Raw genomic sequence first — 24947 nt, forward strand, 5'->3', positions numbered from 1 at the left:
CCCGCGCCCATTGGGCCCCCGCCCACTCCGTTCACCGCCGACCGGCCCTGCCCGGCGTCGGCTCGGCATGCCCATTTTGTGAGGAATCCATGAGCACACCCCAGCCCCCACACGCCGCGCCGGCCAGTGGCGAAGGCGGCCCGGACGCGCGTCAGCTGCGGACGGTCCTGATCGCCGTCTCCCTCGCGCTGATGTCGGTCATCGCCTCGGTGTCCGGGCTGAACGTCGCGCAGACCCACATGGCAGTGGAGTTCGGGGCCTCGCAGAACACGGTCCTGTGGATCATCAACATCTACACCCTCGCCCTGGCTGCCCTGCTGCTGCCGCTCGGCGCCATCGGCGACCGCCTGGGACGCAAGCCCATGCTCCTCGCCGGACTGGGCTTCTTCGGCGTCGCCACCGTCGTCTCGGCCCTGGCCCCGACGGCAGAGGTGATGATTGCCGCACGCGTCGCCAGCGGTATCGGCGCAGCGATGATCATGCCGATCACCCTGGCCGTCATCACCTCTACCTTCCCCGAAGAACAGCGCGGCAAGGCGATCGGCGTATGGACCGGCGTCGCCGGCGGCGGCGGCATCCTGGGCATGTTCCTCTCCGCCCTCCTCGTCGACGTCGCCTCCTGGCGCTGGCTGTTCGCTCTGCCGGTGGCCCTGATCCTCGCGGCCCTGGCCATGACGGCGAAGTCGGTTCCCAACTCCCGCGAGACCTCGGCCCACCGCTTCGACACCGCCGGCGCGCTGCTCTCCACCCTCGCCGTGACCGGCCTCATCTTCGTCCTGCAAGAAGGCCCCGAACGCGGCTGGACCGCCCCCGTCACTCTGATCAGCCTCGCCGTCGGTCTCCTCGCGGCCTTCGGCTTCGTGGCCTGGGAGCTGCACCGCCGCGACAGCGCACTGCTGGACGTACGGCTGTTCCGCGAGCGCGGCCTGAGCGGCGGCTCGATCACACTGCTGGTGGTCTTCGGTGTCCAGGCGGGCATCGGTGTGGTCCTCTTCCCGTTCTTCCAAGCCGTGCTCGGCTGGTCCGGGCTGCTGTCCACGGCCGCCATGATGCCCATGGCCGTCATGATGATGGCCACCTCCGGCCTGGCCCCCAAGCTCGCCGCGGGCATCGGTTCCCGTACCACCATGGAGGCAGGCATCGCGCTGGCCGGACTCGGTCTCGTGCTCATGGCCCTGCTCGTCTCCGCCAAGGGCGGCTACCTGTCCATCCTGCCCGGACTGCTCGCCATGGGACTGGGCATGGGCCTGTCGATGACCCCGTCCACCACCGCCATCACCGCGTCCCTGCCACGCGCCAAGCAGGGCGTGGCCTCCGCCCTGAACGACATCACCCGCGAGTTCGGCACCGCACTCGGCGTCGCTCTGCTCGGCGCACTGCTGGCCAACGGCTACCGCAGCGCCATCGACAACCGGCTGCACGGCATCCCGCAGGGAACCGCGGACACCGCCCGCGACGGCGTTGCCAACGCCGTCGAAGCAGCCAGCAACGCCGGCCCGCACGCCCAGGATCTGCTCCACGCAGCCCAGCAGTCCTTCGTCGACGGCTGGCAGCAGTCCATGTGGGCAGGCGCCGCCGTCATGGGCGCCCTGCTCGTCTACCTCGTCTTCCGCGGCCCCAAGAACACGACACCTGCGGTCATCGCCGAGGCAGAAACCGCCGAGACCCTCGCCGCCCGCTGACCGCACACGAGCCAGACGCACACCAGACACACCGCTCCGTGAACATCGTGTTCGCCGGCGCACGATCAGCCGACGGATCCCGGTCCGGCTGGAACGCGCCGCCCGTCACGTAGAACCCCACCCGTCCCATCTATCACATGGGGTGATGCTCAGGGCTGGAATCGGCGATCACCTCACGCACCGTCAGCCAGCCTGGCACCGTCGCGCGAATCACGCCGACGGATCAAGGAGCGGGCCGGTGCCCACCAACTTTCTGAGTGACGAACAGCGCAGACGTTTCGGTCGCTTCACCGAGGACCCGGACGAGGGACAGCTCGCCGGGTCCTTCCTGCTGGATCAGACCGCCCGGCGCCGGGCGATGGCCGCCCGCAGCGCGCGGAACCGGATCGGCTGGGCTGTCCAGCTCGGCACCCTCCGCTGCCTGGGAACCTTTCTGGAGAACCCCGAACAGGTGCCCGCCGTGGTGGTCGGCTACGTCGCCGAGCAGCTCGGCCTGGACCCCCGGCGAGCTCGCCGGGTACGGCGCGGGTGAGGCCCGCTGGGACCATCAGGAGCAGATCCGCAAGGAGTACGAGTACACGAAGTTCGAGTTCGACCAGTGGTTCGCGCTCGCCCGCTGGATGTACCAGCGGGCCTGGATCGGCAACGAGCGCCCCACCCTGCTGTTCGACCTAGCCGCCAAGCGCCTGGTGGACAAGAAGGTGGTGCTGCCCGGGGTGACCGTGCTGGAACGCCTGGTCTCCGGCACCCGCGAGCGCGCCGAGAAGCGCCTGTGGTCCACCCTCGCCGCAGCCCCGACCGCCGAGCGGGCCGCCCGTCTGCAGCAACTCGTCGTCGTCCCCGCCGGCAAGCGCCTGTCCGAGCTGGACCGGCTGCGCTCCGGCACCATCAAAGCCTCCGAGGTCCTGCGCGTCCTCGCGCCCGGAGGCAAGCCCACCCCCACCGGCAAGGCCGTCATGGAACTCGGCCGCCTAGACCGCAGCGCCTACCTGTCCACGTACTTCACCGACGAACTGCTGCGGCGCCGGGTCAACACCCAGCTCAACCGGCAGGAATCCCGCCACGAACTCGCCCGGAAGATCTACCACGGGCAGAAGGGCGAGCTCAGGCAGTCCTACAGAGAGGGCCAGGAAGACCAACTCGGCGCGCTGGGCTTGATGCTCAACATCGTTGTCCTCTGGAACACGGTGTACTTCCAGAAGATCACCGGCGAGATGCGGGCCGAGGGCATCCACGTCCGCGACGAGGACATCGCCCGCCTCTCACCGCTGAAGTTCGCCCACATCAACTTCCACGGCCGCTACAGCTTCGCCCTGCCAGCCGAGATCCAGGGCGGACAACTCCGCTCCACCGCCAAGCCCGAGAAGACCACCACGGTCTAGGACGGCTCCCCGGCCGGCTCGTCCTCGTCCGCGGCCTGGGCGAGCCGGTAGCGGACCTTCTCGTGCGACAGGCCCACCTGACCGCCGATCTGCCGCAGTCCCCAGCCCTCCGCCTTCGCCGCGGCCATGCCCTCATCCAGTGCCGCGTCCGTCACTTCGTCGAGCGCGGCCCGCAGCTGCACAAGCAGTCGCAGCCGGATCGCCGGGGCCAGTTCATCCAGCCCGGCGCAGAACCGCGCCACGTCCGCCTTCAGGAAACCGATCGTCGGGTCGTCACCCATGGGCGCACCCTGACAGCCCACCTCACGGTCCGTCAAAAGATATGACGGCTACACCGGTTTCCTGTTCCGTTCCTACTCGGACCCCATCCCCTACCGGAACGTGTAGCAAGGGGGTCGGCCCGTCTTCTGGCAGTCCGGTGTTCGGGCAACGGGCCTGCCCTGCAGAAGCCAGGCAGGCCCCTGAGTGACTTCACGTCAACCCGCGGAAGGGGTCCGCAGTGCGTCAGTAGTCATTGCAGGGCGTTGTGATCGTCTCCTCTCCGGAGATGTTCCCTGCGTAGATCCAGCCGTAGGGCGCCGCGCCTCCCGTGCTGACGTAGTACCACCAGTATCCCGAGGACGGGTTCCTGTACCGGCACCAGCCGCCGAGTCGTTGCCCCGCATAGAGCCTGGGGGAGACATCGGCGCAGGCGCTACTCGGGCCGGACCTGAGAGCGATGGAGCGCGTCACGGTCGCGCCTCCATAACCATTCGACGTGGGCTGGGCGTTGCAGGCCAGGGCGCCTATGGGGGCGTCCGATGGCGTGAAGTTCGGTGCCTTGTTCGCCATGCCCGCGGGTGGATTCTGCGCTGCCGCAGAGGTGGGCGCGACCATTGCGCCGAGAGCGAGCATGCTGCTGAGTGCAGCAGTCACGAAAGTATGTCGTGCACGCATGGGGAAGCTCCTTCATCTGGGTTTCCGGTTCGGGTCCAGCCCGCTGCGTGGGAGGGCATTCATCGACACAGCGGGCCGCGCCGTGGCGACTGTTCGGCTGACCGGGCACGACACAGACTGTTGGCCATCGGCAGGTGGCGCAACGGAAGCTGGCTGTCCCGGACAGGCGCCGACTGTCCGTGCTGGTCCGTGCTTTGCCCGGACCGCGTCCCGGACAGAACTGCCGCAATGGATGCCGGGATCTTCGGTCATCTCAGGGGGCGGTTGGTGGTTGCATGCCGGGTGAGGATGGTCGGCGGTTCGTGCCGGATGGGTGGTGGGCGTTCTTCCAGGCTGACGGACTTGTTCACGGAGGTCGCTTTTGCGGGAAGCCAATTCGCTGCCTTCACCGGCTGGGCGGCGTCCGCTCGGGCGTTCAACCACATCCGGCCCGGCAAGGCCGCCGACGGAGCGGCCCCTACCCCCTCCACCGGATCCACTCACCCGTGAACTCGTCAAAATCGATGGTCTGCCCGGTCCGGCATCCCGGCTAGAGTCGACCGATGAATGACGCCATGGACACCCTCGCGGATGAGCTGGCGGACGTCTTTTCCGCCGTGCCGCACCAGGGCAATCAGCTCGCCGTGGTCCATGAGGGGGCAGACCTCGATGGCCGGCAGATGCAGCGCCTGGGGCAGGAGTTCAACTTGTCGGAGACGGCCGCCGTCCGAGAGGTCGAGGCCCATCCCGGTGGGCTGCGTGCCCGAGTTCGGCTGTTCACGGCGACGGTCGAGTTGCCGATTGCAGGTCACCCGCTGCTGGGGACCGCCGCGCTGCTGGCCCATCGGCACGGCCAGGCACGGAAAGTGCTGCTGGAGGCTCCCGCGGCCTGGTCCCGGTGACCGTCACCCACCACGGCCAGGGCCGGTTCACCGCCTGGATGCAGCAGCCCCGCCCCACCGTCAGCGCCTACGACCGCCCAGAGGAGCTCCTGGAAGTGCTCGGCCTGCCACCGAGCCGGTTACCGGTCCTCACCTACGACGCGGGAATCGCACACGTCTACATCACCGCTCCCAGCGTCGAAGCGGTGACCGCGCTACGCCCGGACTTCGCGGCCCTGCGCGCGATCGTGGGACGTCACCGGATCAACGTCTTCGCCCCTGAGGGCCCCGGGCGGGTCACCACCCGTATGTTCAGCACGTTCGACACCGCGCTGCCCGAAGACCCGGCCCGCGGTTCGGCCGCCGGCTCACTGACCGCCCACCTGGTCCGCCATGGACTCCACGACTCCGGAGCCGAGCTGACGCTCAGCCAAGGCGAAAGCGGGCAACGTCAGCCCCTACTACCGTCCGCGTCCGCGTTCGTGAGCACCATGGTGGCTGTCCCCCACCACCCGAGCCATGCGCTGATCGACCGCTGGGTCCTCAAGGCCCCTCACTCAAGGGACTCCTACGGGTGTTCTTGAGCCGTGACTGGTCCAAGAGAAAGCCGCCGCGGCCACGCAGAGGCTTGCCCCAGCTCGAGGAGCCTGCGGCCAGGGCTAGTCGACCACTGCTGCGACGTCTCCATGACGAACGTGCGATCTGGAATCGCTACTGAAATGACCACCAATACCCCCGATCTGCCGCTCAAGTTCGACACCCTCGCCCACGCCTGTACCTTCCCGGTGGGCGGACCGGCCCAGGTCGCCGCTGTCGCCTACGAAGTCCGTACCGTGGCGACTGCTGTCCGCGGGGCTGGCACTCCGCACGGCTTGGATGGCATGTTGGCCGGTCTGGGCTGGCTCGGTGTGTCAGATGGCCGCGTGCGGCCCCGAGGCGACGGAGCACGCTGCCATCAGGCAGTCCGACGTCCTCTCCCCCGCTGAGGTGATCAACGAGCTGGCGGGGGTGCGGTCCTGTGGGCCCTTCGATGTCCATGCCCGCTTCGACTCCGTCGTCACCTAGAAGGTGCTGCCCGTGCACTGGTCGACCGTCCGCGCCAACTAGCACGCCCACCACCCGGACCTTCTGGAGGGCTTCGTCACACGGTCTTGCCCTCGCCCGGGGCAGTTCCGGAAGGTCCGGAGTCCTTGCGGAACGCGGACTTGGTGCCCTTCTTCAGTAAGCCGGTGTCGTGCCCGATCAGGACGGCGTTCTTGTCGCCGATGGTCTCCACGACGTAGTCGCGCAGATCATCACGGACGGCGTCCTCGTCCCACTCCGCATGGTTCAACAGACGCTGGACGCCGTCCGGCCGGAGCTGGCCGACCTGCTGAAATGACGGGCGAAGCGGGCATGGAACCCCGCTATCCCCTCGGACCACGACTCGACCTGCTACATCGTCAACGCGCCAGCACACAGTCACATCAACGGGAACGATCGGTCTCCGTCACGCCAGATGCGGTTGCAGTACTACTGATCCTTTCGTAAGTCCGATGGGTGTGGTGGTGTGGGTGGGAGGGTGTCGGGTTGGCTTATCAACTTGCCCCTTCGGTTGCCGGCTCTTTCCTTCCTCCTTTGTCGCGGCCTCAGTTGGCGGAGGCGCGGCGTGTTCGGGCAGTCGAGTTGTTCGAGGGCGGTGTCTCGAATGCGGGGATCGCGCGGGCGGTGGGGGTGTGTGCCGAGGGTGTGCGGCGTTGGCGGCGGGTGTGGGAGGAAGGCGGTGTTTCGGCTCTGCGTCGGCGTTCGGCCACGGGACGTCCGCCCAAGCTGGACGACACTCGGGTCGAGATGGTCCGGGCGGCGTTGGGGCAAGGTGCCCAGGCTCATGGTTTCGAGGCTGACCTGTGGACCTTGGAACGGGTCGGCGTGGTCGTGGAGCGGGTGACGGGGGTGGTGTTGTCGAGTGCGTCGGTGTGGCGGTTGCTGACCGGTCGGCTGGGGTGGAGTTTGCAGCGGCGCGAGCGTCGGGCTGTCGAGCGGGACGAGTCGGAGATCGCCCGCTGGATCGCGCACGCGTGCCCGCGGATCAAAAGGGGGCCGTGAACACATGTGCCTGGATCGTCTTTCTCGACGAATCAGGTGTCTCCCCGCTGCCTCAGATCCGCCGCACCTACGCTCCCCGGGGTCGGACCCCGCTGCTGCGGCACCGGCTGAACTGGAAGCGGGCGTCGATGGCCGGAGCCTTGGGATACCACGCCACCGACCCCGGTCGAGGGGCCCGGCTGTGCTTTCACCTCAAGCCCGGTAGCTACGACACCACGGCCCTCATCGCGGTCCTGGAGTAGATGAAGGTGTTCTACCGCGGTGAGCGGGTGGTCCTGGTCTGGGACGGCCTGTCCGCCCACTGGAGCCGGGCGATGCGGGCCTGGGTAGCCGAGCAGGACTGGCTCACCCTGGAACGACTACCCGCCTATGCTCCCGAGCTGAACCCGGTGGAGTTGTTGTGGTCCTCGCTCAAGAAACGTGAACTCGCCAACCTCGCCGGCGACCACCTCGCCGATGTTGCCGACGCCACCGAGCAGGGCATCCACCGCATCAACCACAACCCACAACCCACAACTGCCATGGTCCTTCCTCACCCACACCGGACTCACCATCCACCCACCACACCCACCGAACTTACGAAAAGATCAGTAGTGTCCTGAGTCAGAGATTCGGTGGCAGTAGTCGGCGACTCTGTTGAGGATCTCGATGTAGCTGGTGGCGTGGGCTTTCGGCCCGGAGGCAGTCATCCGGCCGAATCGGTATCCGGCTACCCGATATGTCTTGGACAGGCCGTTGAACGTCAGGCACAGCAGATCGGGGCGAGGGAGGCAGCGCAGGTGTGGACCCCGTCGTCGTACAGGATTTTGTCGTAGATCTCGTCCGAGTAGACGATCAGCTGGTGGCAGCTGCGATGTCCGTGAGGCCGTGCAGCAACTCAGCTGAGTAGAAAAATTCGGTGGGGTTGTTCGGATTGGTCAGGACGACGACGGCCCGGGCCCGGCGGGCGATCTTGGCTTCGACGTCGGCCAGGTCGGGGAACCAGTCAGCCTGCTCGTCGCAGCGGTAGTGCATCGTGCCGCCGGCCAGGGAGACCGATGCGGTCCAAAGGGGGTAATCGGGTGCGGGGATAAGCGACTTCGTCGCCGTTGTCGAGCAGCGCCTGCCTAGACATCTGGACCGGCTCGGAGGCTCCGTTGCCCAGGTAAACGTCTTCGGCCGTCAAGCCAGCCACACCGCGCTCCGGAAGAGGTCTTCCCGCGAAGCTCGACGATGGTGCAAAGGCCGGTCCAGTGGCGTGGTGCCAGATCTCGGCCTCTGCGGCCTGGACGACTGAGTAAGCGTGATCGTCGCGGCTCCGGCGCCAGCCGCACCCACAAGCCCAAACCGGGCAGGGAGGCGCCAACCGGATCCTCGCCGTCGGACCGGAAACCCGACGGCATAGGAACACTGGCCGCCCTGACCGCGCTGCTGTGGGTAGGCTTCTCCCCGCGTCCTGACCGTGCTCGCCCGATGCCTCATTTGCCCAGCGCCCCCAGGCGTGGGCGGCACTGGTCTACTCCTCGCCCGTTTCGTGCAGGGCGCGTTGTCCCTATGCAGTGAGCTGTTTGGTGGCTGTGGCCGATCGTGATCTCGCGGGGTTCGAGCGCACTCGACCGCCGCTAGATGGCCTAAGGACTCGATCCCTCAGCTTGCCCTTGACAGGGCGCGGCTGGCCATCCAACTGGTGAGTGGCCGGTCGTTCAGTGCGAGCACCCAGTGGTCGGCCATGGCGAGACTCTCGCGATCGGGTAGGGGGCCGACGCCCAGGACTCTCAGGCCCGCGCGTACTGCTGATCTAATGCCGCACAGGGAGTCCTCCACGGCCAGGCATTTTGAGGGTTCGGATTGGCATGCGGCGGCGGCCGTGAGGTAGACGTCGGGGTGAGGCTTCGGGCGCAGGTTGTGTTCTGGCACGACCACGTGCGAGAAGTGCCGCAGCAGGCCGGCCGCAGCGAGGCAGTCTTCGACCACGTCCCGGGGACAGTTGCTCGCGACAGCTAGAGGGGCGAACTCTGCCGCGCGAGCGACCAGCTCTGCCGCGCCGGGTGTGGTCTCGGGGGACTGCGCAACCAGCGATCTGAAGGTGTCCAGGAGATCGGCGGTCAACACTGCTTCGAGGTCGGGCCGTTGGATTTCAGCGGCCATGAGCTGGCCGCACTCTGTGTAGTGGACTCCTTTGGTCAGCTCGGCGAAATCATCGCTGACAACGATGTCAAACTGTTGAAGGACTCGATCTCTAGCCATCTGCCAATGGCGTTCGCTGTCCATGAGCGTGCCATCGCAATCGAATACGATGGCTGTAGGCGTCCATGGGAAGATTTCTGGCATGTTTCTTCCTTTTCCTTGCGAATCCAGGTGCGGTAGACCCCAGGGGTAGGCTTCGCTGGGAGCGACTACGAGCACATAGGGGAGCTTGAGCCGCAGGAGTGTGCCGCGAGACTTCTGGCCGCTGAGAACGGCTTCGCGAGCAGGTAGATCTAGCGCGTTGAGGATGCTGCGGTGAGGTCCGCAGCTGACTTCTTGTCAAGCTAATTGCGCTGAGGAGCGGCGTCAATAATCACAGTGTTATCCATATTAAGTGACCTATCCGACGTGACGAGGCAGTCTGAACTGCCACGGTCGGCGGATTGTCCTCGGGAACGCCTCTGTCGCACATCAACCTGTGCCTACTGGGGTTCAGGCAACGACCCACTCGAACCGTCAATCGGGTGATCAACGAACTGTTCTGATTGATGGCGTGTAGGCAGGTAGCGCTGCGAGAAGGTGCCACGTCACCCAAAGGCCAACTGCTACCGCTGAGCGCCCTCAGTGAGGCTCGCCAGAGCCCGATTCTCCGCCCAGGTGATCAGGGCGCGATCGCCGAGCGAGCGAACCCAGTGCTCTGCCAGAGCGCGGCTTTCGGGATCGGGTGTGGCCCCGCGCCCACTACCCGCATGCCGGCTTGAATGGATCCCCCGATGCCAGTTGGGGAGCTTTCCACGGCGAGGCATGCAGCGGGATCAGCCCCGCATACCTCTGCACGCTTTCAGGTAGAGCCCGGGGTTCGGTTCAGTAGGAGCCTCCAGAGGGAGCACTGACATGAGAAAGGCGCTCGCTGAGGCCATGAGTGGCGAGATACCTCTCGAGAACGCCATGAGGCCCCTCGGTGACGACGGCCACGGGAGCGAACGCGGCCACGAGTACGACGAGTTCAACCGCTCCGGGGAGCGTGAGCGGCCCTCGGCGGCGAGTAGGACAAATACACGCTGGAGTGGCGGTGATCTCTGGTGCCAGATCGACATCACCCTACTTCCGACGCTAGGAGACGACCGGAATCGGCAGGGCGGAGTCCTCTGGCAAGCGCAGCGAACGCGTTGCTCGGTGTCACGGCGTATTCGCTCAGCACGAGATCTCTGGCACCCTTCCAGTGCAGTTCGGTGTCCATCAGCGTGCTATCCCAGTTGAAGATCACTGCTGCAGGAATCCATGGAAGGATTTCTGGCATATTGCGCCCACCTCTCAGGTCGGAGACCGAGCCGGCAGTCAATAACTTGGAAATATCCTAGCCCTACGACTGCGGAAGTTTAGAGGCTGCCAGTACATGCCGAGTCATCAGGCTAAGGCGAAAAGTGAGCGACCAGAAGGAGTATGGGGAGGGCGCTATTTATCCGGATCGGCATCACAGAATCATGACTGGAGATAGGGAGTACCTAAGGATATGAACTCATACTTCATGGCGCCCAGATCGACAGCAATGCGACTACTGATTAATTCTCTATCGGAAATGTGGATCACACCGCCCGGACGCTGAACACACCGATCGTCCTTGTGGGCCCTGCGGTAGTGCGGCAGGCTTCGGTGCCGGCAGCGAGCCGAAGAGCACCCCACTAGGACTGGCGGACTGCGACGTAGTGGCGACGGGTTGGACACTGGCCGCTACGGCAAGGACGCGTGTCCGACCAGTAGATCAACCACTACGCTTGCTGAGTAAAGGCATCCTGCATTGCAGCCTCGTCGTTCAGTGCGGGAATGCTGACATGCAAGGTGGTAACTCTCTGGCCCGACTCGGACTCGAAACAAATGTCGCGGGCCGCCGCATAGACACCGTAGCCGGAGATGTCGTAGCCGGACATCTGGCCGACCCGACCGAAAGTGAGCGCGGGTTCCAAATCCTCAAAGAACACCCATGTCTGCGACACACCCTCCCCCTCTAGGCCCGCGAACCCGGCTGCGAAGCCACGCATAACAAGGCGCGCTCCGAAGTCCTGTTCTTCAGGAAGGTCTCTGACAGGATGGATGTGGTCGTAATTGGGCTGCTGACCGGACCACTCCCAGCCCTTACACACGGAGCAGATCTCAGCTGGCTCGCTCATTGATGTGCCCTTCTGGTAGCTCGCCACTGTCGGCGAAACCCCACTTTTCTGGAACGTTCGAAGCTGCGGAGTTCCCTTGCTGCTAGTGCTTGTGAAGGAACATGCTCACCAAACATCGAAGGCGGGTTCCCCTTCGCTGGGCTGTCAACGAACAAGCCAACGGATCCAGCCACCAAGAGGGAGAACCGGTCGAGCTGCCTTCAGAACGCGGCGAAGGCCGCTTCGGCTACCGAACGGTCTTCGCCGATGGTGCCGCCGCTTACTCCGACTGCTCCGGCGACCCTGCTCGCGTGGACTAGGGGAATCCCGCCAGCGAAAATGACCACCCTTCCTTGATGTGAATTGGCTACTCCGTAGAGAGGCGCCGCAGGCTGCCCATCACGCCCGAGGGCCTCGGTGGACCTTCGGTAGGCACAACTCGTGAACGCTTTGTCGATGGCGTGGGTGATGCTCCCCAACTGGGAACCATCCATCCGAATGTGGGCCACGAGGTGAGCGCCGGCGTCGACGACTGCGATGTTGCATGGGACACCGATTTCCTCAGCCCTGGATTCTCCAGCCGCCATGACACGTCGTGCGTCCCCTGGAGTCACTGATTCACACTGGATCACACGGTCAGACTGCTGCTCGCCTTGTGGTTCTCGGCTCGACCACGCCGCCCAACGTGGAAGAAGTACCCGAGTGACGCAGAGGCGCGTGGCGAATCGGTGACATCCGGGCGGCCCAAGGTGTTCCTATTCAGTGGTGCAACGCTGGACCTGGAATGGCGGCTCGATCACGCTGGTGGACGCTGACGGCTCGTCTCCCCTCTGCGACTCTGATCCGGTCCACGTGGGAAAGAAGCGGGTACCGGAAGGTACCAGGGTGGAGATAACGGTCTGCCGCCGCGACGGCGCCAGCGGCCCCAAGAGAGACTGCGGTTACAACATCGGCTACGCATGACCTGAACAGCCCGGGAAGCGGCCGCGTACCATGCGACCGTCCCCGGGCAGCCTCACTACAGTGGGCGGCAGGCCGGTGTCCGAAGTGCTCGTCGTCGGTGAGAAGGTGCGAGCCTCGGTCTTGTCTTGGCCTCTGGGGGGAGTTTGATTCCGCTGGTGAGGCGGCGAACGCCCTTACCCCTTGGCGTCGTGTGGGATGTGTGGCATGTCAGTCCCGCCGGGTATGCGTGCAAGATCCGTGTCCGACGCTGGGACGTGGCCGATCCGAACATCGGACCGGTGAGTTGCCCGGTCACCACCCTTTTGGTGGGGGAGACCGTCACCTGCAGGGCGACGTCCACAGTCACCGCGCAGGACGTGGTCGGGGTGCGATAGTCAACACCGCCACCGCCAACGGCACCTCGGGAGGCAATCCGGCCGTCTCCCCGCCCTTCAGTGAGGCGACACCCACCGCCCAGCTTGCGGGGGCTCAGCATCGAGAAGCAGGTCACGACCTCGGGCCCCTACCTCGTGGGCCCCAGGTGCAGTATGCCTACACCGTTCAGAACACCGGTGGCCAACAGCTGACCGGCAGTCAGATCACCGACAACCACGTCACGGGAATCACCTGCGACGCGACCACCCTGCAACCGGACACCATCACCACGTGCCGCGTAAGCTACTTCATCCCCGAGGCGGACGGACAGGCTGGCGGGGTAACCCACCGCGCCCAAGCCGCGGCGGAGGACCCCGCCGGGAAAACCATCGCGGACGACCCGGCGACCGTGACGATCACCTCCAAGCAGCGCGAGATCAAGATCCGCAAGATCGACGCGAAGAACAGCGGGCCCCTGAGAGGTGCCCAATTCGAAGTGTGGACGGAGACCAACGGCATCGACGGAATCCAGACCCGCGCGTCAGCCACCGTCCTAGCCGACACCGAGACCGGCAACGACTGCTCACCGGCCGTGTCGGGGCCTGCGTCTTCAGAAGCCTGGCCGTCGGCGAGTACTACGTGCTGGAGCCACCCAAGGGATACGTCCTCCCCGACAACCCGGTCAGCGGACCCTACGAGATCACAGCGGAGAACGCTGACTTGCCCGTCGCCATGAAGATCGCCAACAAGAGCGGTTCCGACGAGGGCAAGAAGGGCAAGTACTGACACCATCGGCACACGGTGCGGGCACCCTTCGGGCGCCCGCACCACGCACCTCGAACAGCGCGTCGGAACATCCCGGTTGAGGAGGCCCGAGCACAGAACATCCAGCTTGCGAGCAGGGGGCCTTGCGCAGCAGGACACGTCCGTCGGGCCACTGTCAGGCGGGCGGTCTCGCGGTTAGCGGGTGATGGTGAGTGGTTCGGGGAGTTCTGCTGCGGGGTGGGGTTCGTGGACGCGGGCGAGGGCGATGAGGACGAGGGCGATCGCGACGGCGCCTGGGTCGGGGCGGCCGACGGAGCGATGGCCGGTGTAGCTGGCTCGGCCTCTGCGGGCGGTGAGCTCGGCGGTGGCACGGGCTCCTTCGACGGCTGCCAACGCCGCCGCCGTCAGAGGTCGTCGTGAGTCCGCGAGGTTGGTTGCGGCCATCGCTTCGGACGCGGGGGCAAGGGCGTCGATCAGTGTGCAGTCGCCCGGGGACGCGCCTCCGATGGCGGCGATGCGGCTCAACGCCCGGTGCAGCGCAGCACCGATGGCGGGAATGTCCGGCGGGGTGTGGTCGGCGCCGGGAGCCAGCGCGGAGAAGAGGATACCGAAGAGGGGGCCGCTGGAGCCTCCGACGCGGTCGCGGAAGGTGTCGGCGAGCGCTGTGATACCCGTGATACCTGCTGCGGTGGCGTGGCGGACTGCGGTGGCCACGCCACCGCAGAAGTTGTCGCCGAAGTCCCCGTCTCCGCTCGCCTGATCGAGTGCGGTGAGGTCGCTGTGGGCCTGGGCGCACAGCCGCGCGAGTTCATCGAGAAAGGCGCGGCTGCCTTGTCCTAGTTCCGGCTCTCGGCCCTGATGGTCGAACGTCGTGGTGGGAGGTGTGAGGGCGGTGGTGCGGGAGGCGGCGGGGCCCGGGAGGCGCAGGGGTGTGTCCGTGGGCAGGTCCCACAGGGCCGGCCAGGCGGGGGCCAGGGCGGTCAGTGTGATGCTGAAGCCGGCCATGTCGAGGGCGGAGACGTAGGTGCCCGCGGCCAGGGCGTGAACGTGGATGCCGCGGGTGGTGAGGTGGTGGTGGAGCAGAGCGCCGATGGCGTGCAGTTCGAGGTCGCTGGTTCCGCCGAGACCGGATACGAGTGCGATCACTCCGTGCTCGCCCGGTGCCACAGTGCCGAGGAGCTCGTCGACCATGCGAGTGACGACACGGCCGACGGTGTGGGGTTCGGTGGTGGTGTGGGCGGCACGCTCGCCGTGGATGCCGATGCCGTAGTCCAGCTCGTGCGGTTCCAGCCGGAAGGCGGGGGTTTTGGTGGCGGGGGCGGTGTGGGCGCGGGCGCAGACGGCGAGACTGCGGGAGGCGGCGGCGACCTGGTTGCCCAGTGCGGTGAGGGTGTCGAGGTCGGCGCCTTGGTCCGCCATGGCGCCGAGCAGTTTCTCCACCACAACCGTCGCCGCTGTGCCCCGGCGCCCGGCGGCGGCTCCCTCGGTGGCAAGGTCGTCGTCGATAACGACCTCGGCCACGGGAATGCCCGCCGAGCGGACCTGTTCGGCGGCGAGACGGAAGTTGATGCGGTCACCCGTGTAGTTCTTCACGATGTGCAGGACGCCGTCGCGCTGGCCGAGAGCGGCTGCCGCCTGAGTGGCCGCGGCGATCTGTGCACTGCCGGGTGAGGTGAAGACCGGGCCGGGTATCACGGCGTCCAGTCCGCCTCGGCCGAGGAGCCCGGTGTGCAGCGGTTCATGCCCGGCGCCGCCTCCGGTCACCAGTGCCACCCTGCGTGGGGGCGCGGGCCTGGTCGCGAGCAAATAGAGGGGCTCGACGCACAGGCCGATTCCGGGATACGTCAGCGCCAGCCCTTGGCATGCCGTGCGCACCGCATCGTCTTCGGGGAGGAAGTAGCTCATCGGACCTCCACTGGTGGGTTGGAGTGCGGTACTGGCTCGCGGGTGGCCTCAGAGAGCGGCAGGGGACGCCGCTGTTCGACACAGGCGGCCGCAGCGCTGCGGAGCGTGGGCGGGACATCGGCGAAGCAGGAGCGCCTCGCGGCGGTTGTGATCATGACACCTCCTCGCTTAGAGGATTTTATGCCAGTACGACCAAATGAGGGGGGGCGGATTCGGGTCCATCGAGGTGTCCGTCCGTGTGGCCCGGCCCCCAGCGTTCTTCTCGACGCGCGGGCGCACTCTCAGCGTAAGGAACCGCGCTCGAACCGGGAGGCCGGCTCGTGATGCGGCGGGCACGAGAGTGTCGCACCATCGGAGAGATGTCCCTGGTGGCGAGGAGGTGCCCCATGGTTTTGACGCCTCACCCCGCTGCGCTGCGTGATCTGGTCGAGCGCTACGACTTTCTGCGGGCACGTGCTGCTTTGCAGGGCGCCACCACGGCACGTGAGTGCTTGGAGGACCTTGTTTACACCCTCTGCGTGTGTACGGGAACACGACACGAGCAGGCAGCAGTCGCCGCCGCCCGACGCTTTCTCGCCGAGTCCGACGCATGCGCTGGCGTGGACAAGCACATCCTCCAGAGCATCACCAGCTGAGGGGCTCGCACAGGCTTGCGCTGCTTCACCGCTGGTCGGCCTGTCACTGCCCCGGCTCCGCGAGGTTCACGGGGCAAACGCCTACGGGCCTCAGGCTCGGTGGTCTCCGACCAGGACACCTTGTTCCTCACCTCGGCCACCGCGTCATCCGGTTCGCCCACATCTACTGCCTACGAAGATCCTGCCGGAGTCGCTTCGCGCGGAGCCCTCGACGCGGCAGCCGCCTAGTTCACCTCGTCCTCGGTGAGGTGTTCGTCGGTGTCGTCCGTGCCGTCGTGATGCCGAAACCGTCGTACGGGCGGCATCATCGGCCGTTGCTGCTGCTCCGCACCGAGAGATTCGAAAGCGCCGCCGTATAGAGTCCTTTCGGGCGAGCCTTGCCCTCTGGGGCCGAACGCGGCTCCGAGCAGTCCGCGGGTGCCGGTCTCTACGAGTGTCATAAGGCGCACCAGCGGGTACCCGGTCAGGCCGTGCCGGTTGCGGGGCTTGCCCAGCCAGCTTCGGTTGCGTTCCGCGTCCGGCACCTTGATGGAGCTACAGCCGTCGAAGGCAACCGTGCGCCAGCACCGGTAGCGGACACCCGGCGTCGTAGGCTGGGCCAAGGGGCCGGCGACGACTTTTGAACAGCGCCTTCAGCGGTGCTGGCCCGACGCGGCGGCGAAGGTCACGCAGGGCCTTCTCCGATGGAGTCGGCACCTGCACCTCGCTCAGGCCGGCGACGGGCTTGCTCCAGACATTGGCGTAGCCCAGGTGCGGGAACATGCCGAGCGTGAGCAGGAAGTAGACGCCCACGCGAGACGCTAACGCCCGTAACCGCCGTTGGACGCACCCGGTCTCCTCCAGTACGGCGTCGACGAGTTCGACGGGATGTACTTGGTCAGTTCTCCCAGGTGGCCTGGAGCGAAGAGACCCTGGGGAGCGGACGGGGTACGCGTGAGCGAGCTGGTGGCAGACTGGTGGCGCAACGGGACCTCGGAGAGCTGGGCTGATCTTGGCGGATCATCCTCTTACCAGAGGCTTCGTTGCCCTCGCCAGCGCAACCACCAGTCTCGCCAAGCCGCTTGACATGGGCAGATCCCGCCTGACTTCGCGGCCTTGAGAAAACGACCTCAGGAGGCTGCCTTGGCAGCCGGCGCCGTCATGAGTCCGTTCTCCAAGCCCACGACAGCTCGGCGGATACGCCAGAAGCACACGGCTGCAATGACCAGTTCGAAGGCCGAGTAGACCGCCCAGATGACGGGGAGGAGTGACTCGTCGCCACGGTTGGTCAGGGTGATCAGACAGATAGTGGGGACGCTCACTCCCCACATGACCGCGACTCTGGCCAGGAATCCAAACCGTGCGAGGCCGAATGAGTCCAACACCGCGGTGGCAATGGCGGAGAACATGAAGGCCACCGCGTAGGTCCACAACATGCGAGCGGCATCCACGGCACTGGCGGCGACCGCCGTGTGTGCGTTGCCGAGGCCGAACGGATGCAGCAGCAGTTCTGGCGTGGCGATCTGAAGGATAGCGATCAGACCGACGTACACGCCCGCGACGGCGAGGGTGACACGGATGATGCGCGGCACCTTGTCGTGGCGTCCTTCGCCGATCGCGTTGCCGCATAACACGTTGCAGCCAAGGGCCAGGCCGATGGGCGGAACGACAGCCGCGTAGTTGAGGGAGACGACGACGTTGTTCGCGGCCAGGGCCACCGGGCCGAGGACAGCGGCCAACCAGACGAACGAGGTATTGCCTAGTTGGTCGAGTCCAGCCCCGCCGCCCGACGGAGCGCCCATGCGCAGCCGCAGCCACAGCCGCTCGGCATTTCTGTGCACACCCTGTCCGAGCACCTGGAAGAAGCTTGTGAAGAATCCTGCGGGCAGACAGATCGCGTACCCGGCGAGCATGGTGCTGACCGCCGCGAGCGTGCCGAGGGCCGAGCCGCGCATCCCCATCTTCGGCAACCCGTAGAACCCGAACACCAGGCCGGGTATGGCCAGGACGCCCACGCCCTGGCCGATGAGCGCCACGGTCATGGGGACCTTGGTGCGGGCCGTGCCGTTGAAGTACGAGGACAAGGCCATGTTCAACGCCATCACCGCGCCGAAACTCGTGGACAGTATCAAGAACTGCGACTGCAGCTCCTTGATGTGCGGCGGCTGACCATTCAGTTCGGCAATCCAAGGCATCAGCGGCGTGGCGGCGAGGAGCGCGACCGCGAGGAGCAGCGCTAGCAGCAGTCCATTGACGCCTTCCTCTGTGGTGGCGTTCCGGTCCTTGCGGCCGTGGGCCTGCGCTACGTAGGACCGGGTGATGCCCACCGTGCGAGTGATCACTACGATCACGGTGCCCGCCGCGAAGACTGCGGGTCCCGAGGCCCTCAAGGTGTCCTCCGAGTAGCGGGCCAGGCAGATCCCATTGACCAGCATCATGATCAGGTTGCCGCCCATGCCCAGCATCAGGGGCACGGATACCCGTACGACCTCACGGGTGGTTCCCAGGTCAGCGCGGACCCGTTGTGTTGCCATGAACTCACCTCAACCAAACGTCAGGGCTCAGAGCGTGTGCAGAACGCCGCGAACAGCCTTCATGAGCAGGCCTGTTGATGTTGTGGGGTCATGCGACGCCCGAGGGGACCTTGCGGTGGGCGGCGTTGTCCTCCTCGCCTCTCAGTAGCGGCCGGCCGGGCCGTTGCGGTGCGGCACGAGCGGGTCGGTGTTGATGTAGGCGGCGCTCGACCGGTGTGATGTCGCTGAACTCATGTCGCCACCCCGTGACACGTTTGACTCCCGCGGTCGGCTGTCCACCGTGAAACGGTGCGGCAGCACTGCGCGGAACCGCTGACCGGTGGTTGCGACATGGTGTGGGCAAGGCGGCTCCTCCGTGTGGTGCGCGGGCACTGCTTCGTATCGTTCGCTGCTTGCCTGACGAGGGCGGATCGTTCCGAGGCTGGCAGCCGCAGCGGCTTGACCCGTGTGTCCCGCTGTTGGCGTCCCGCCCTGAGGCGGTCGGCAGGCCCCGGGCGGGAGTGGCCCGGTCGGGCTCGGTGTCTGCCGTGGATCTGCCGCTGGGCGGGTTCTAGCCCACGGTGAGGCTGCCGTCGGTCAGCGATCTGTGAATGTACGGGGGCCAGTCGGCGTTCAGTTGTCCCGCGAAGGCATCGCGCACGGCCTGGCGTTCTTCAGCGGTGAGGATCTCGGACCTGCCGTCGGTGTAGTACACGCGGGCGACGCGGGCGGTGTCGATCAGATGCCGGTAGGCACGCCGGTTGATCGTCAGGTACAGCATGAGGAGGGGCTGCTCGGGAATGTCGGTTAGGGCCCGTTCCCAGTCGATGCCCAGCGATATCCAAGACAGGCCCTTCTCCCATTCCAGCCAGCGGGTGACGTCTGTGAAGAAGATGATTTCCTGGTCCGGGTGCTCGTCCGCGTACTCCTGCGTCCAGGCCAGCACGCCCAGTATGTGGTCGGGCAGCGCCTCTAATAAAGTCCTTCCGGCTATCAGGGGTGGGGCGATGACAACCGCGGCTTCGGCCTGCGGCTCGTCGCTGGCGTCCTCGGGCCAGGGCAGGGCGTAGACGAGCCAGTGCTCCGGGTGGCACAGGGTGTTGACGATCTCGGCATCGTGCATGCGCTTCGCCTCCTCGGTGAGTCCGGGGACTCTAGCCCAAAACACCGACGCACCCTACCCGTTCAGGACGCGGCGGACGCCCTCGGCGAAGCGGAGGGGCACGGCCCTGTGCGCTGGAGTACTGCCGGCGATTGGCATGGTGTGGCGGTTTGCCGCTGTGTCGTCAACGGGGCTTGATCAGCGTCTGCCTTGCATGGGCGAAGGCGTCTGCGACGAGACGGTTGAGCCGCTTGCTGGGTTGAGGTGTCGCGGCGCTGGTGGCGTGCGGGCTCTTGGCTTAGGGGTGTAGGTGAGGTTTGCAGGAGTGGGGTGTGGGTGGAGAGGCGGATGGCCCTGGTGGGTTGGCGGGCGGTGTTGCTGTCTCTCAGGGTCCGCGTTGGGAGTGCTCCGTTGCGCGTTGGGGGGAAAGGGATCAATCTCCCGTGCCAGCAGGCCAACATCAACCGAGTGCTGCCTGATACATGTCTGACGCACGACTGCTGCCTTCACGTACCAGCCTTGTCCAGCAGCGCGGAAGAGGGCTTGCCTCCAGGCGGGCATCCGGCTCGTTTACGGTCGCTGCCCTGTGATCGCCGCCAGGAATTCCTTGAGAGAGACCTTTCCACGCTCCCCGCACACCGCGTGGGGACGGATTCCAGCCCTGCCCCTGCCTGAGGAGGCGCCAGTAAGACGAGGCCCACACAAACCGCGAAAATGACGAATAAGCTGTCATCCTTCCATCGAAGAGGTCTAGACATCGTGCGGTATTTGACCCTCTCATCGCTCGCAGTCGGAATCAGCGTTGCCGCCTCACTTCTTACTCCGACAGCTGCTCCCGCAGGCGCGGCTTCATCCGCCGCCCCGGAAAGCGTCAAGTGGGAACTCTGTCGAGATGCGGCGGAGGACTGGAATCAAAAAGATAAGCGAAGCGAGTGCGCTCTCGTTCCGGTTCCGGTGGACTACGCCAAGCCGAAAGGCAGGCAAATAGACATCGCGGTGAGCAGGATCAAGGCCACTGGAAAGCGCAAGGGCGCCCTGTTCAGCAACCCCGGAGGGCCTGGGCTAGCCGGAACTCCATCTCCCTACGGGCTCCTCGATAGCCAACTGGCACCGATGAACGACAAATTCGACTTCATTGGTATTGACACTCGGGGGACGGGCTACAGTGCCCAGATTTCCTGTGATGCGCCCGAATCCAAGGAGGGAGAAACGGAAAAGGAGGCGTTTGGGCGATACGCCGATGAGCGTCGCAAATGTATCGCCAAGGATCGAGCGCTGGCGCTCTCCATCAGCATGGAAAATGCGGCCCGAGATATGGATCGAGTCCGGAAGGCGTTGGGTTTCCGTAAGATAAACTTTTATGGCAATTCCGGTGGAACCGCACTAGGTGCCGTCTATCGATCAATGTTCGATAGTCGTGTTGATCGCATGTGGCTGGATTCGATCATGTCTCCGATCGGCGGCAATGCGGCGATCACCGCAGAAACGGCTCAGTATCATGCTGGATATCGCCGATTCTTCGAGTGGCTGGCCGGCAGGGATGCGACTTATCATTTCGGAAACTCGCCTCGGAAGGTCGAAACCGCACTGAAGGCATTGCAGGCGAAGGTCGGTCGCGAAAATTTCACCCCCCTTCTCGATCCCAACTTTGAAGCGATACCGCACAGATGGAAGCGATCTGCCGCAAAACTGATGGAACTGCAGAAAAGCGGTGTGGAGGGGGTCTCCAAGCCGAAGAGGGTGAACCGGAGCGCCTTCGGCTTCGGAGAGATGGGCCGCAACTACGGGATCACACATGATGCCTTCATGTGCAATGCAAGTGCGGATGGGCGGAAGTACTCCGATCTCATCAGGCTCAGGAAAGAGCGGCAGAAGACGTACCCTTTCTCTCCGGATTGGAATGACCAGCCAATCGCGTACTGCGCTGGCTGGCCGGCGGGCAAGCCGTGGGATCTGAAGCCCGGAAAGAGCCAACTGCAATTGTCCGGCCATAAGTTCGAGATCGTCACGCCCTACGTGTGGGCAAAGATGATGCAGAAGAAGATCGGCGGATCCCTGCTGACCGTCATGGATGCAACGCACTCCACTATGAAATCCAAAGAACTCGCTTGCGGTTCCAAGGTGGTCGACTTCTTCCGCAACGGCACAACGGCGAACAGTAGCTGCCCCGGGTTCCCCGCCGAACAAACAGGACCTCCAGGACCTGCTGGAAATCTGGCTGGGACGGTAAAACTCCAAGCCTGCTCCGCTTCGCTGGTCCGCCCCAGCACCGCCCGCGATGAGGACAGGGCGTTGTTGCTCACGAATGGGCATTGCCACCCCGAGGGACGGCCGAAGCCGGGCGAAGTGATCACTGACCAGGAAGTCCAGATCGAAGGCACCGTGTTGAGCCCAGCAGGCCGCGAACTCGGCCCGGTGACGGGGAAAATCCTCTACGCGACCATGACCGGAACCGACATCATGCTGGCTCAGCTGGACTCCACATACGCGGACATCCAACGGACGTACAAGATCGAGGCGTTCCCATTGGCCTCGTCCGGTCCCGTTGCCGGGCAGGAGATCACGGTGGCGTCCAGCTATCTGGAAAGCGTCTGGTCGTGCCGGGCCGAAGCGGTGATCCCCACACTCAAGGAAGGGGACTACACCTCGAACGAGGCGATCCGGTACGCGAAGGAATGCAACACTCAGCCCGGTAGCTCCGGCTCGCCAGTCGTCAATTCCGAGACCCGGGAGCTTGTTGCGGTGAACAGCACCAGCAATCGTGACGGGAAAGAGTGCGAACTCAACAACCCGTGCGAGGTGGACTCGAAGGGCACCACAGTCCACCAGGGACGCGGATACGCCACACAGACCGCAGAGATCGCCGCATGCATCGGATCCGGCAACGTCGTGGATCTCAAGCGCCAAGGCTGCACCCTGCCCAAGCCCTAAGTTCGACTCTTAACGTCCGACCTGGCCCTGTGGTCCCTTCTTCGAAGCGACCACAGGGCCGAAGGACGGGTCTGCCCCTGGTCGCGGACGTGCCACCACACGCCGACGGGGCAGGCTTCGGACCGTCCGAGACGACCCGCGAGTGCCGCGGCAGCCTGCGGCGAGCCGGGCCGCCAGTTCCGCGGTGATCTCGTCGAAGCGGTCGGTGTGGTCGGTGGCCAGGAACCCGCGCGGTGGCACGGGCAGAGGGTAAGCGCCGGGAGAGGGGCGCTGTGTGGCGAATCGAGACGCGCCGCTGTCCGGTTGGGAGGCCGGTTCAGCCGGCGGGATGCCGGTACCTGTAGGGGCGCGCCGATCTCCGCCGGGTTCTCGACCTGCTCCGGAGTGGCACGGGTGCTAGTTGTAGATGTGGAGAAGATCTGCAACGGCCGCGGCACACCTGGGGCAGGGGGGCGCATACACCCATTCATCGAACAGGGTGTGATTTGGGCGTTCCACCTCCCAGCTGGCGCCGCATCGGGCCGGGGCAGGCGCAACCGGCCTGCTTGGCCAGCTGCCAGCAGTTGCTCCGCTCAGCAGGCGGCAACAGAACCAGCAGGGAGGTACGGGCTGCGGCCCAGGGCTCAATGCGCCGGAACCGGCCCGTGATCCGGTCCGTGACCTGGTCGAACATCGCCCGCCATCGGGCGTCGTCCACGTTGTCGCCTGCGGCCACTGCACGATCTTGAGGAGTTCGAACATCCTCAGATGATCATGCCGTACCCGTACCCGTACCCGTACCCGTACCCGTACCCGTACCCGGCCGGCGCCGGCGCGAGATCACGAAATCAGGCTGGGGTATCAGTGGGTGATCACGATCTTCCCCCGGGCATGGCCGGTCTCGCTCAGTCGGTGCGCTTCGGCTGCGTTCCCCAGGGTGAAGGTGGCCGCGATCGGCACGGTGAAGCGGCCCTGCTGGCGAGGGCCGCGGCCGCGGTCAGTCCTTCGAGCGCTTGCGGGTCTACGCCCGGGCCCGCTGAACGGGTCAGATGAACTCCGTGATCAGCGGCGTACATGTCGGCGATGGTCACCACCCGGTCCGGACTTCCAGCAAGGCGTATCAGATCAGGCAGTGAGCCGGACCCGACGCAGTCCAGGACAAGGTCCACTCCGTCGGCTGCCATGACGCCGACCCGCACGCCCGATCCGGGACCGTAGGTCGTCGGTTTTGCCCCGAGTCCGGCGAGGGACTCATGGTCGTGTGCACTGGCGGTGCCGATGACGGTCGCGCCACGGGCCACCGCGAGCTGGACGGCGACCGTGCCGACCCCCGGCCGCTCCCTCGATCAGCAGGGTCATGCCGGTGCCGACCTTCAACCGATCGAGCGCGCGGGTGGCAGTCTCAGCGTTCGCGGCGCCGCCGCCCGCGACGCCGGTTCACGGAGATCGTGGGTCAAACCGGCGGCACGTGGAGCCGATACGCCGCTGGAGATCACACACGGTCACCAGCGTGCTGGGTTCCTCGGAAAACTGGCGACATTTGAATCTGGCGACATTTGAATACGGTCCCGTCCCATCACCTTTTGGGTGCGTCCAGCCGGCCAGGCTCGGCGGCGGCGTAGCGGCGGGCGAGTGTGGCGCAGGCTTCCTGGAGGGCCGGCGGGCCGATGACGTGCAGGTTCGCGTCAAATCGGCCAAGGCTGGCAGCAAGGGCGATCCAGGACCAGGATCCCGTGATGACGCGGCATCGTGTGGGCCCGAGCGGTTCCACCATGCCGTCGGCGGTGTGGGGTACGACTTCTGAGGCGGGAAGATCCAGGATGGCCTCGCCCTGGCACGGCCAGGCGGCTTCAGTTCCGTCGGAGCCCCGGAACCGGCTGGTGACGAACGCGGAGACGCCCCCGCCAGGCAGCTGACGCACGGTGAAGCGCGGACCGGTCGGCGTGCGTGGGGTCATGCGGTCGGTGCGGAAGGTGCGCCAGTCGTCGCGGTCGAGGTCCCAGGCCAGCAGGTACCAGTGGGTGCGCCAGGCCACGAGGTGGTGGGGTTCCACGCGGCGTCGCTGTGGTGCGGCCTCCTGGTACGGGGTGTAGTCCAGGCGCAGTACTTCGCGGCGCTGGATCGCGGTGCTCACGGTGGTGAGCAGATCCAGGGCCTGGGCCGATGGGGCGCCGGGATCGGCTGGGCGCACGGTGGTGACGTGGAGTGCGTCAACGCGCTGCCGCAGGCGCGGAGGGAGGACGTTCCGGATCGTCGCGAGCGCCCGGTCGGCGTCCTCCGCGATCGCGGGGTGGGCGGTGCTCTGCAGCGCGACGGCCAGAGCGATGATCTGCTCGTCGTCGAAGAGTAGCGGTGGCATCTGCGATCCGGGACGTAGACGATATCCGCCGCCCGGGCCCTTGTCCGTGGCGACCGGGTAGCCCAGGGCGCGAAGGCGGTCGATGTCACGGCGCACGGTGCGCACGGTGACTTCCAGTCGCTCGGCCAGGTCGTCTCCGCTCCACTCCGGTCGTGCCTGGAGCAGGGAGAGCAGGGCCAGGAGCCGCGAGGACGTTTTCTGCAT

General features: G+C 65.9%; 22 protein-coding genes and 5 pseudogenes. 13 read left to right on the top strand and 14 right to left on the bottom strand.

Annotation, left to right across the window (positions count from 1 at the left end; all coding sequences use genetic code 11):
• Positions 1 to 89: 89 nt before the first annotated feature.
• The 3 genes from NBG84_RS03510 (at position 90) to NBG84_RS40995 (ending at position 3064) form a co-directional block, all read left to right on the top strand.
• A complete protein-coding gene (locus NBG84_RS03510; RefSeq protein WP_250917754.1) occupies positions 90 to 1682 on the top strand; it encodes an MFS transporter in 1593 nt (530 codons plus the stop codon).
• Between the two features lie 238 nt (positions 1683 to 1920).
• Entirely contained in the window at positions 1921 to 2214 is a 294-nt protein-coding gene (locus NBG84_RS03515; protein ID WP_250917755.1) for a DUF4158 domain-containing protein, read from the top strand.
• Positions 2215 to 2239: 25 nt separating this feature from the next.
• Positions 2240 to 3064, top strand: a complete 825-nt coding sequence (locus NBG84_RS40995) for a Tn3 family transposase (protein WP_250917956.1) — start codon at positions 2240 to 2242, stop codon at positions 3062 to 3064.
• Here NBG84_RS40995 and NBG84_RS03525 read toward each other — a convergent pair.
• Both NBG84_RS03525 and NBG84_RS03530 read right to left on the bottom strand, forming a co-directional pair.
• Positions 3061 to 3345: a hypothetical protein gene (locus NBG84_RS03525; RefSeq protein ID WP_250917756.1), complete on the bottom strand. Its 285-nt coding sequence runs from the start codon at positions 3343 to 3345 to the stop codon at positions 3061 to 3063. The two genes, NBG84_RS40995 and NBG84_RS03525, sit on opposite strands and share 4 nt — an antisense overlap.
• Positions 3346 to 3568: 223 nt before the next feature.
• Entirely contained in the window at positions 3569 to 4000 is a 432-nt protein-coding gene (locus tag NBG84_RS03530) for a hypothetical protein (RefSeq protein WP_250917757.1), read from the bottom strand.
• Between the two features lie 542 nt (positions 4001 to 4542).
• Between NBG84_RS03530 and NBG84_RS03535 the strand changes: the two genes are divergently transcribed.
• The 3 genes from NBG84_RS03535 to NBG84_RS03545 all read left to right on the top strand — a co-directional run bounded on the left by NBG84_RS03535 (position 4543) and on the right by NBG84_RS03545 (position 5925).
• Positions 4543 to 4881, top strand: coding sequence for a PhzF family phenazine biosynthesis protein (locus tag NBG84_RS03535; RefSeq protein ID WP_250917758.1), 339 nt, complete (start codon positions 4543 to 4545; stop codon positions 4879 to 4881).
• Positions 4878 to 5444 carry a PhzF family phenazine biosynthesis protein gene (locus tag NBG84_RS03540; RefSeq protein WP_250917759.1) on the top strand — a complete coding sequence of 189 codons (567 nt, stop codon included), beginning with the start codon at positions 4878 to 4880 and terminating at the stop codon, positions 5442 to 5444. Before NBG84_RS03535 ends, NBG84_RS03540 begins: the two co-directional genes overlap by 4 nt.
• Positions 5445 to 5775: 331 nt before the next feature.
• On the top strand, positions 5776 to 5925 hold the full coding sequence (locus NBG84_RS03545) for a hypothetical protein (RefSeq protein WP_250917760.1): 150 nt from the start codon (positions 5776 to 5778) through the stop codon (positions 5923 to 5925).
• 106 nt (positions 5926 to 6031) lie between these two features.
• Here the strand turns inward: NBG84_RS03545 and NBG84_RS03550 are convergent.
• A pseudogene (locus NBG84_RS03550) lies at positions 6032 to 6270 on the bottom strand (transposase); the annotation flags it as partial.
• A 207-nt stretch (positions 6271 to 6477) separates the two neighbouring features.
• Between NBG84_RS03550 and NBG84_RS03555 the strand changes: the two are divergent.
• From NBG84_RS03555 to NBG84_RS03565, 3 genes are read left to right on the top strand one after another with little or no spacing between them, the layout of a single operon-like run.
• Positions 6478 to 6945 carry a winged helix-turn-helix domain-containing protein gene (locus NBG84_RS03555; protein WP_250917761.1) on the top strand — a complete coding sequence of 156 codons (468 nt, stop codon included), beginning with the start codon at positions 6478 to 6480 and terminating at the stop codon, positions 6943 to 6945.
• Positions 6942 to 7187 (top strand): transposase, encoded by a 246-nt coding sequence (locus NBG84_RS03560; protein ID WP_250917762.1) that lies wholly within the window; start codon positions 6942 to 6944, stop codon positions 7185 to 7187. Before NBG84_RS03555 ends, NBG84_RS03560 begins: the two co-directional genes overlap by 4 nt.
• The gene (locus tag NBG84_RS03565) at positions 7188 to 7547 is read left to right on the top strand and encodes a transposase (RefSeq protein ID WP_250917763.1); all 360 of its coding nucleotides are present in this window, start codon (positions 7188 to 7190) and stop codon (positions 7545 to 7547) included.
• Positions 7548 to 7568: 21 nt separating this feature from the next.
• On the opposite strand, the pseudogene NBG84_RS03570 reads toward NBG84_RS03565, so the two are convergent.
• The 4 genes and pseudogenes from NBG84_RS03570 to NBG84_RS03585 all read right to left on the bottom strand — a co-directional run.
• Positions 7569 to 8110, bottom strand: a pseudogene (locus NBG84_RS03570) (aminotransferase class I/II-fold pyridoxal phosphate-dependent enzyme); the annotation flags it as partial.
• 461 nt (positions 8111 to 8571) lie between these two features.
• Positions 8572 to 9255 (bottom strand): HAD family hydrolase, encoded by a 684-nt coding sequence (locus NBG84_RS03575; RefSeq protein ID WP_250917764.1) that lies wholly within the window; start codon positions 9253 to 9255, stop codon positions 8572 to 8574.
• Between the two features lie 1625 nt (positions 9256 to 10880).
• Positions 10881 to 11279: a hypothetical protein gene (locus NBG84_RS03580; protein WP_250917765.1), complete on the bottom strand. Its 399-nt coding sequence runs from the start codon at positions 11277 to 11279 to the stop codon at positions 10881 to 10883.
• 200 nt (positions 11280 to 11479) lie between these two features.
• The gene (locus NBG84_RS03585; protein ID WP_308311999.1) at positions 11480 to 11890 is read right to left on the bottom strand and encodes a GlcG/HbpS family heme-binding protein; all 411 of its coding nucleotides are present in this window, start codon (positions 11888 to 11890) and stop codon (positions 11480 to 11482) included.
• An 851-nt stretch (positions 11891 to 12741) separates the two neighbouring features.
• Here NBG84_RS03585 and NBG84_RS41455 point away from each other — a divergent pair.
• Both NBG84_RS41455 and NBG84_RS03590 read left to right on the top strand, forming a co-directional pair.
• Positions 12742 to 12960 (top strand): annotated as a pseudogene (locus NBG84_RS41455) (DUF7507 domain-containing protein); the annotation flags it as partial.
• Positions 12961 to 13073: 113 nt separating this feature from the next.
• Complete coding sequence (locus NBG84_RS03590; RefSeq protein WP_250917767.1) at positions 13074 to 13361, top strand: prealbumin-like fold domain-containing protein; 288 nt, start codon at positions 13074 to 13076, stop codon at positions 13359 to 13361.
• Between the two features lie 174 nt (positions 13362 to 13535).
• On the opposite strand, the gene NBG84_RS03595 is transcribed toward NBG84_RS03590, so the two are convergent.
• Together NBG84_RS03595 and NBG84_RS03600 are read right to left on the bottom strand one after the other, a co-directional pair.
• A complete protein-coding gene (locus tag NBG84_RS03595) occupies positions 13536 to 15245 on the bottom strand; it encodes a dihydroxyacetone kinase subunit DhaK (RefSeq protein WP_250917768.1) in 1710 nt (569 codons plus the stop codon).
• Complete coding sequence (locus NBG84_RS03600) at positions 15242 to 15400, bottom strand: hypothetical protein (protein WP_250917769.1); 159 nt, start codon at positions 15398 to 15400, stop codon at positions 15242 to 15244. The genes NBG84_RS03595 and NBG84_RS03600 overlap by 4 nt, the downstream gene beginning before the upstream one ends.
• A gap of 231 nt (positions 15401 to 15631) precedes the next feature.
• Here NBG84_RS03600 and NBG84_RS03605 point away from each other — a divergent pair, with 231 nt between their 5' ends.
• A complete protein-coding gene (locus NBG84_RS03605; protein WP_250917770.1) occupies positions 15632 to 15880 on the top strand; it encodes a DUF5133 domain-containing protein in 249 nt (82 codons plus the stop codon).
• Between the two features lie 386 nt (positions 15881 to 16266).
• Here NBG84_RS03605 and NBG84_RS03610 read toward each other — a convergent pair.
• The 3 genes and pseudogenes from NBG84_RS03610 to NBG84_RS03620 all read right to left on the bottom strand — a co-directional run.
• Positions 16267 to 16845 (bottom strand): annotated as a pseudogene (locus tag NBG84_RS03610) (transposase domain-containing protein); the annotation flags it as partial.
• Between the two features lie 144 nt (positions 16846 to 16989).
• The gene (locus NBG84_RS03615) at positions 16990 to 18393 is read right to left on the bottom strand and encodes an MATE family efflux transporter (RefSeq protein ID WP_250917771.1); all 1404 of its coding nucleotides are present in this window, start codon (positions 18391 to 18393) and stop codon (positions 16990 to 16992) included.
• 550 nt (positions 18394 to 18943) lie between these two features.
• Positions 18944 to 19495 carry a hypothetical protein gene (locus tag NBG84_RS03620; RefSeq protein WP_250917772.1) on the bottom strand — a complete coding sequence of 184 codons (552 nt, stop codon included), beginning with the start codon at positions 19493 to 19495 and terminating at the stop codon, positions 18944 to 18946.
• Between the two features lie 693 nt (positions 19496 to 20188).
• On the opposite strand from NBG84_RS03620, the gene NBG84_RS03625 reads away from it, so the two are divergent.
• Positions 20189 to 22405, top strand: coding sequence for an alpha/beta fold hydrolase (locus NBG84_RS03625; RefSeq protein ID WP_250917773.1), 2217 nt, complete (start codon positions 20189 to 20191; stop codon positions 22403 to 22405).
• Between the two features lie 840 nt (positions 22406 to 23245).
• On the opposite strand, the pseudogene NBG84_RS41345 reads toward NBG84_RS03625, so the two are convergent.
• Together NBG84_RS41345 and NBG84_RS03640 are read right to left on the bottom strand one after the other, a co-directional pair.
• A pseudogene (locus NBG84_RS41345) lies at positions 23246 to 23812 on the bottom strand (zinc-binding dehydrogenase); the annotation flags it as partial.
• Positions 23813 to 23960: 148 nt separating this feature from the next.
• The gene (locus NBG84_RS03640; protein ID WP_250917775.1) at positions 23961 to 24947 is read right to left on the bottom strand and encodes a helix-turn-helix transcriptional regulator; all 987 of its coding nucleotides are present in this window, start codon (positions 24945 to 24947) and stop codon (positions 23961 to 23963) included.

Origin of the sequence: Streptomyces albipurpureus (genome assembly GCF_023701525.1) — a bacterium.
Classification (GTDB): Bacteria; Actinomycetota; Actinomycetes; order Streptomycetales; family Streptomycetaceae; genus Streptomyces; species Streptomyces albipurpureus.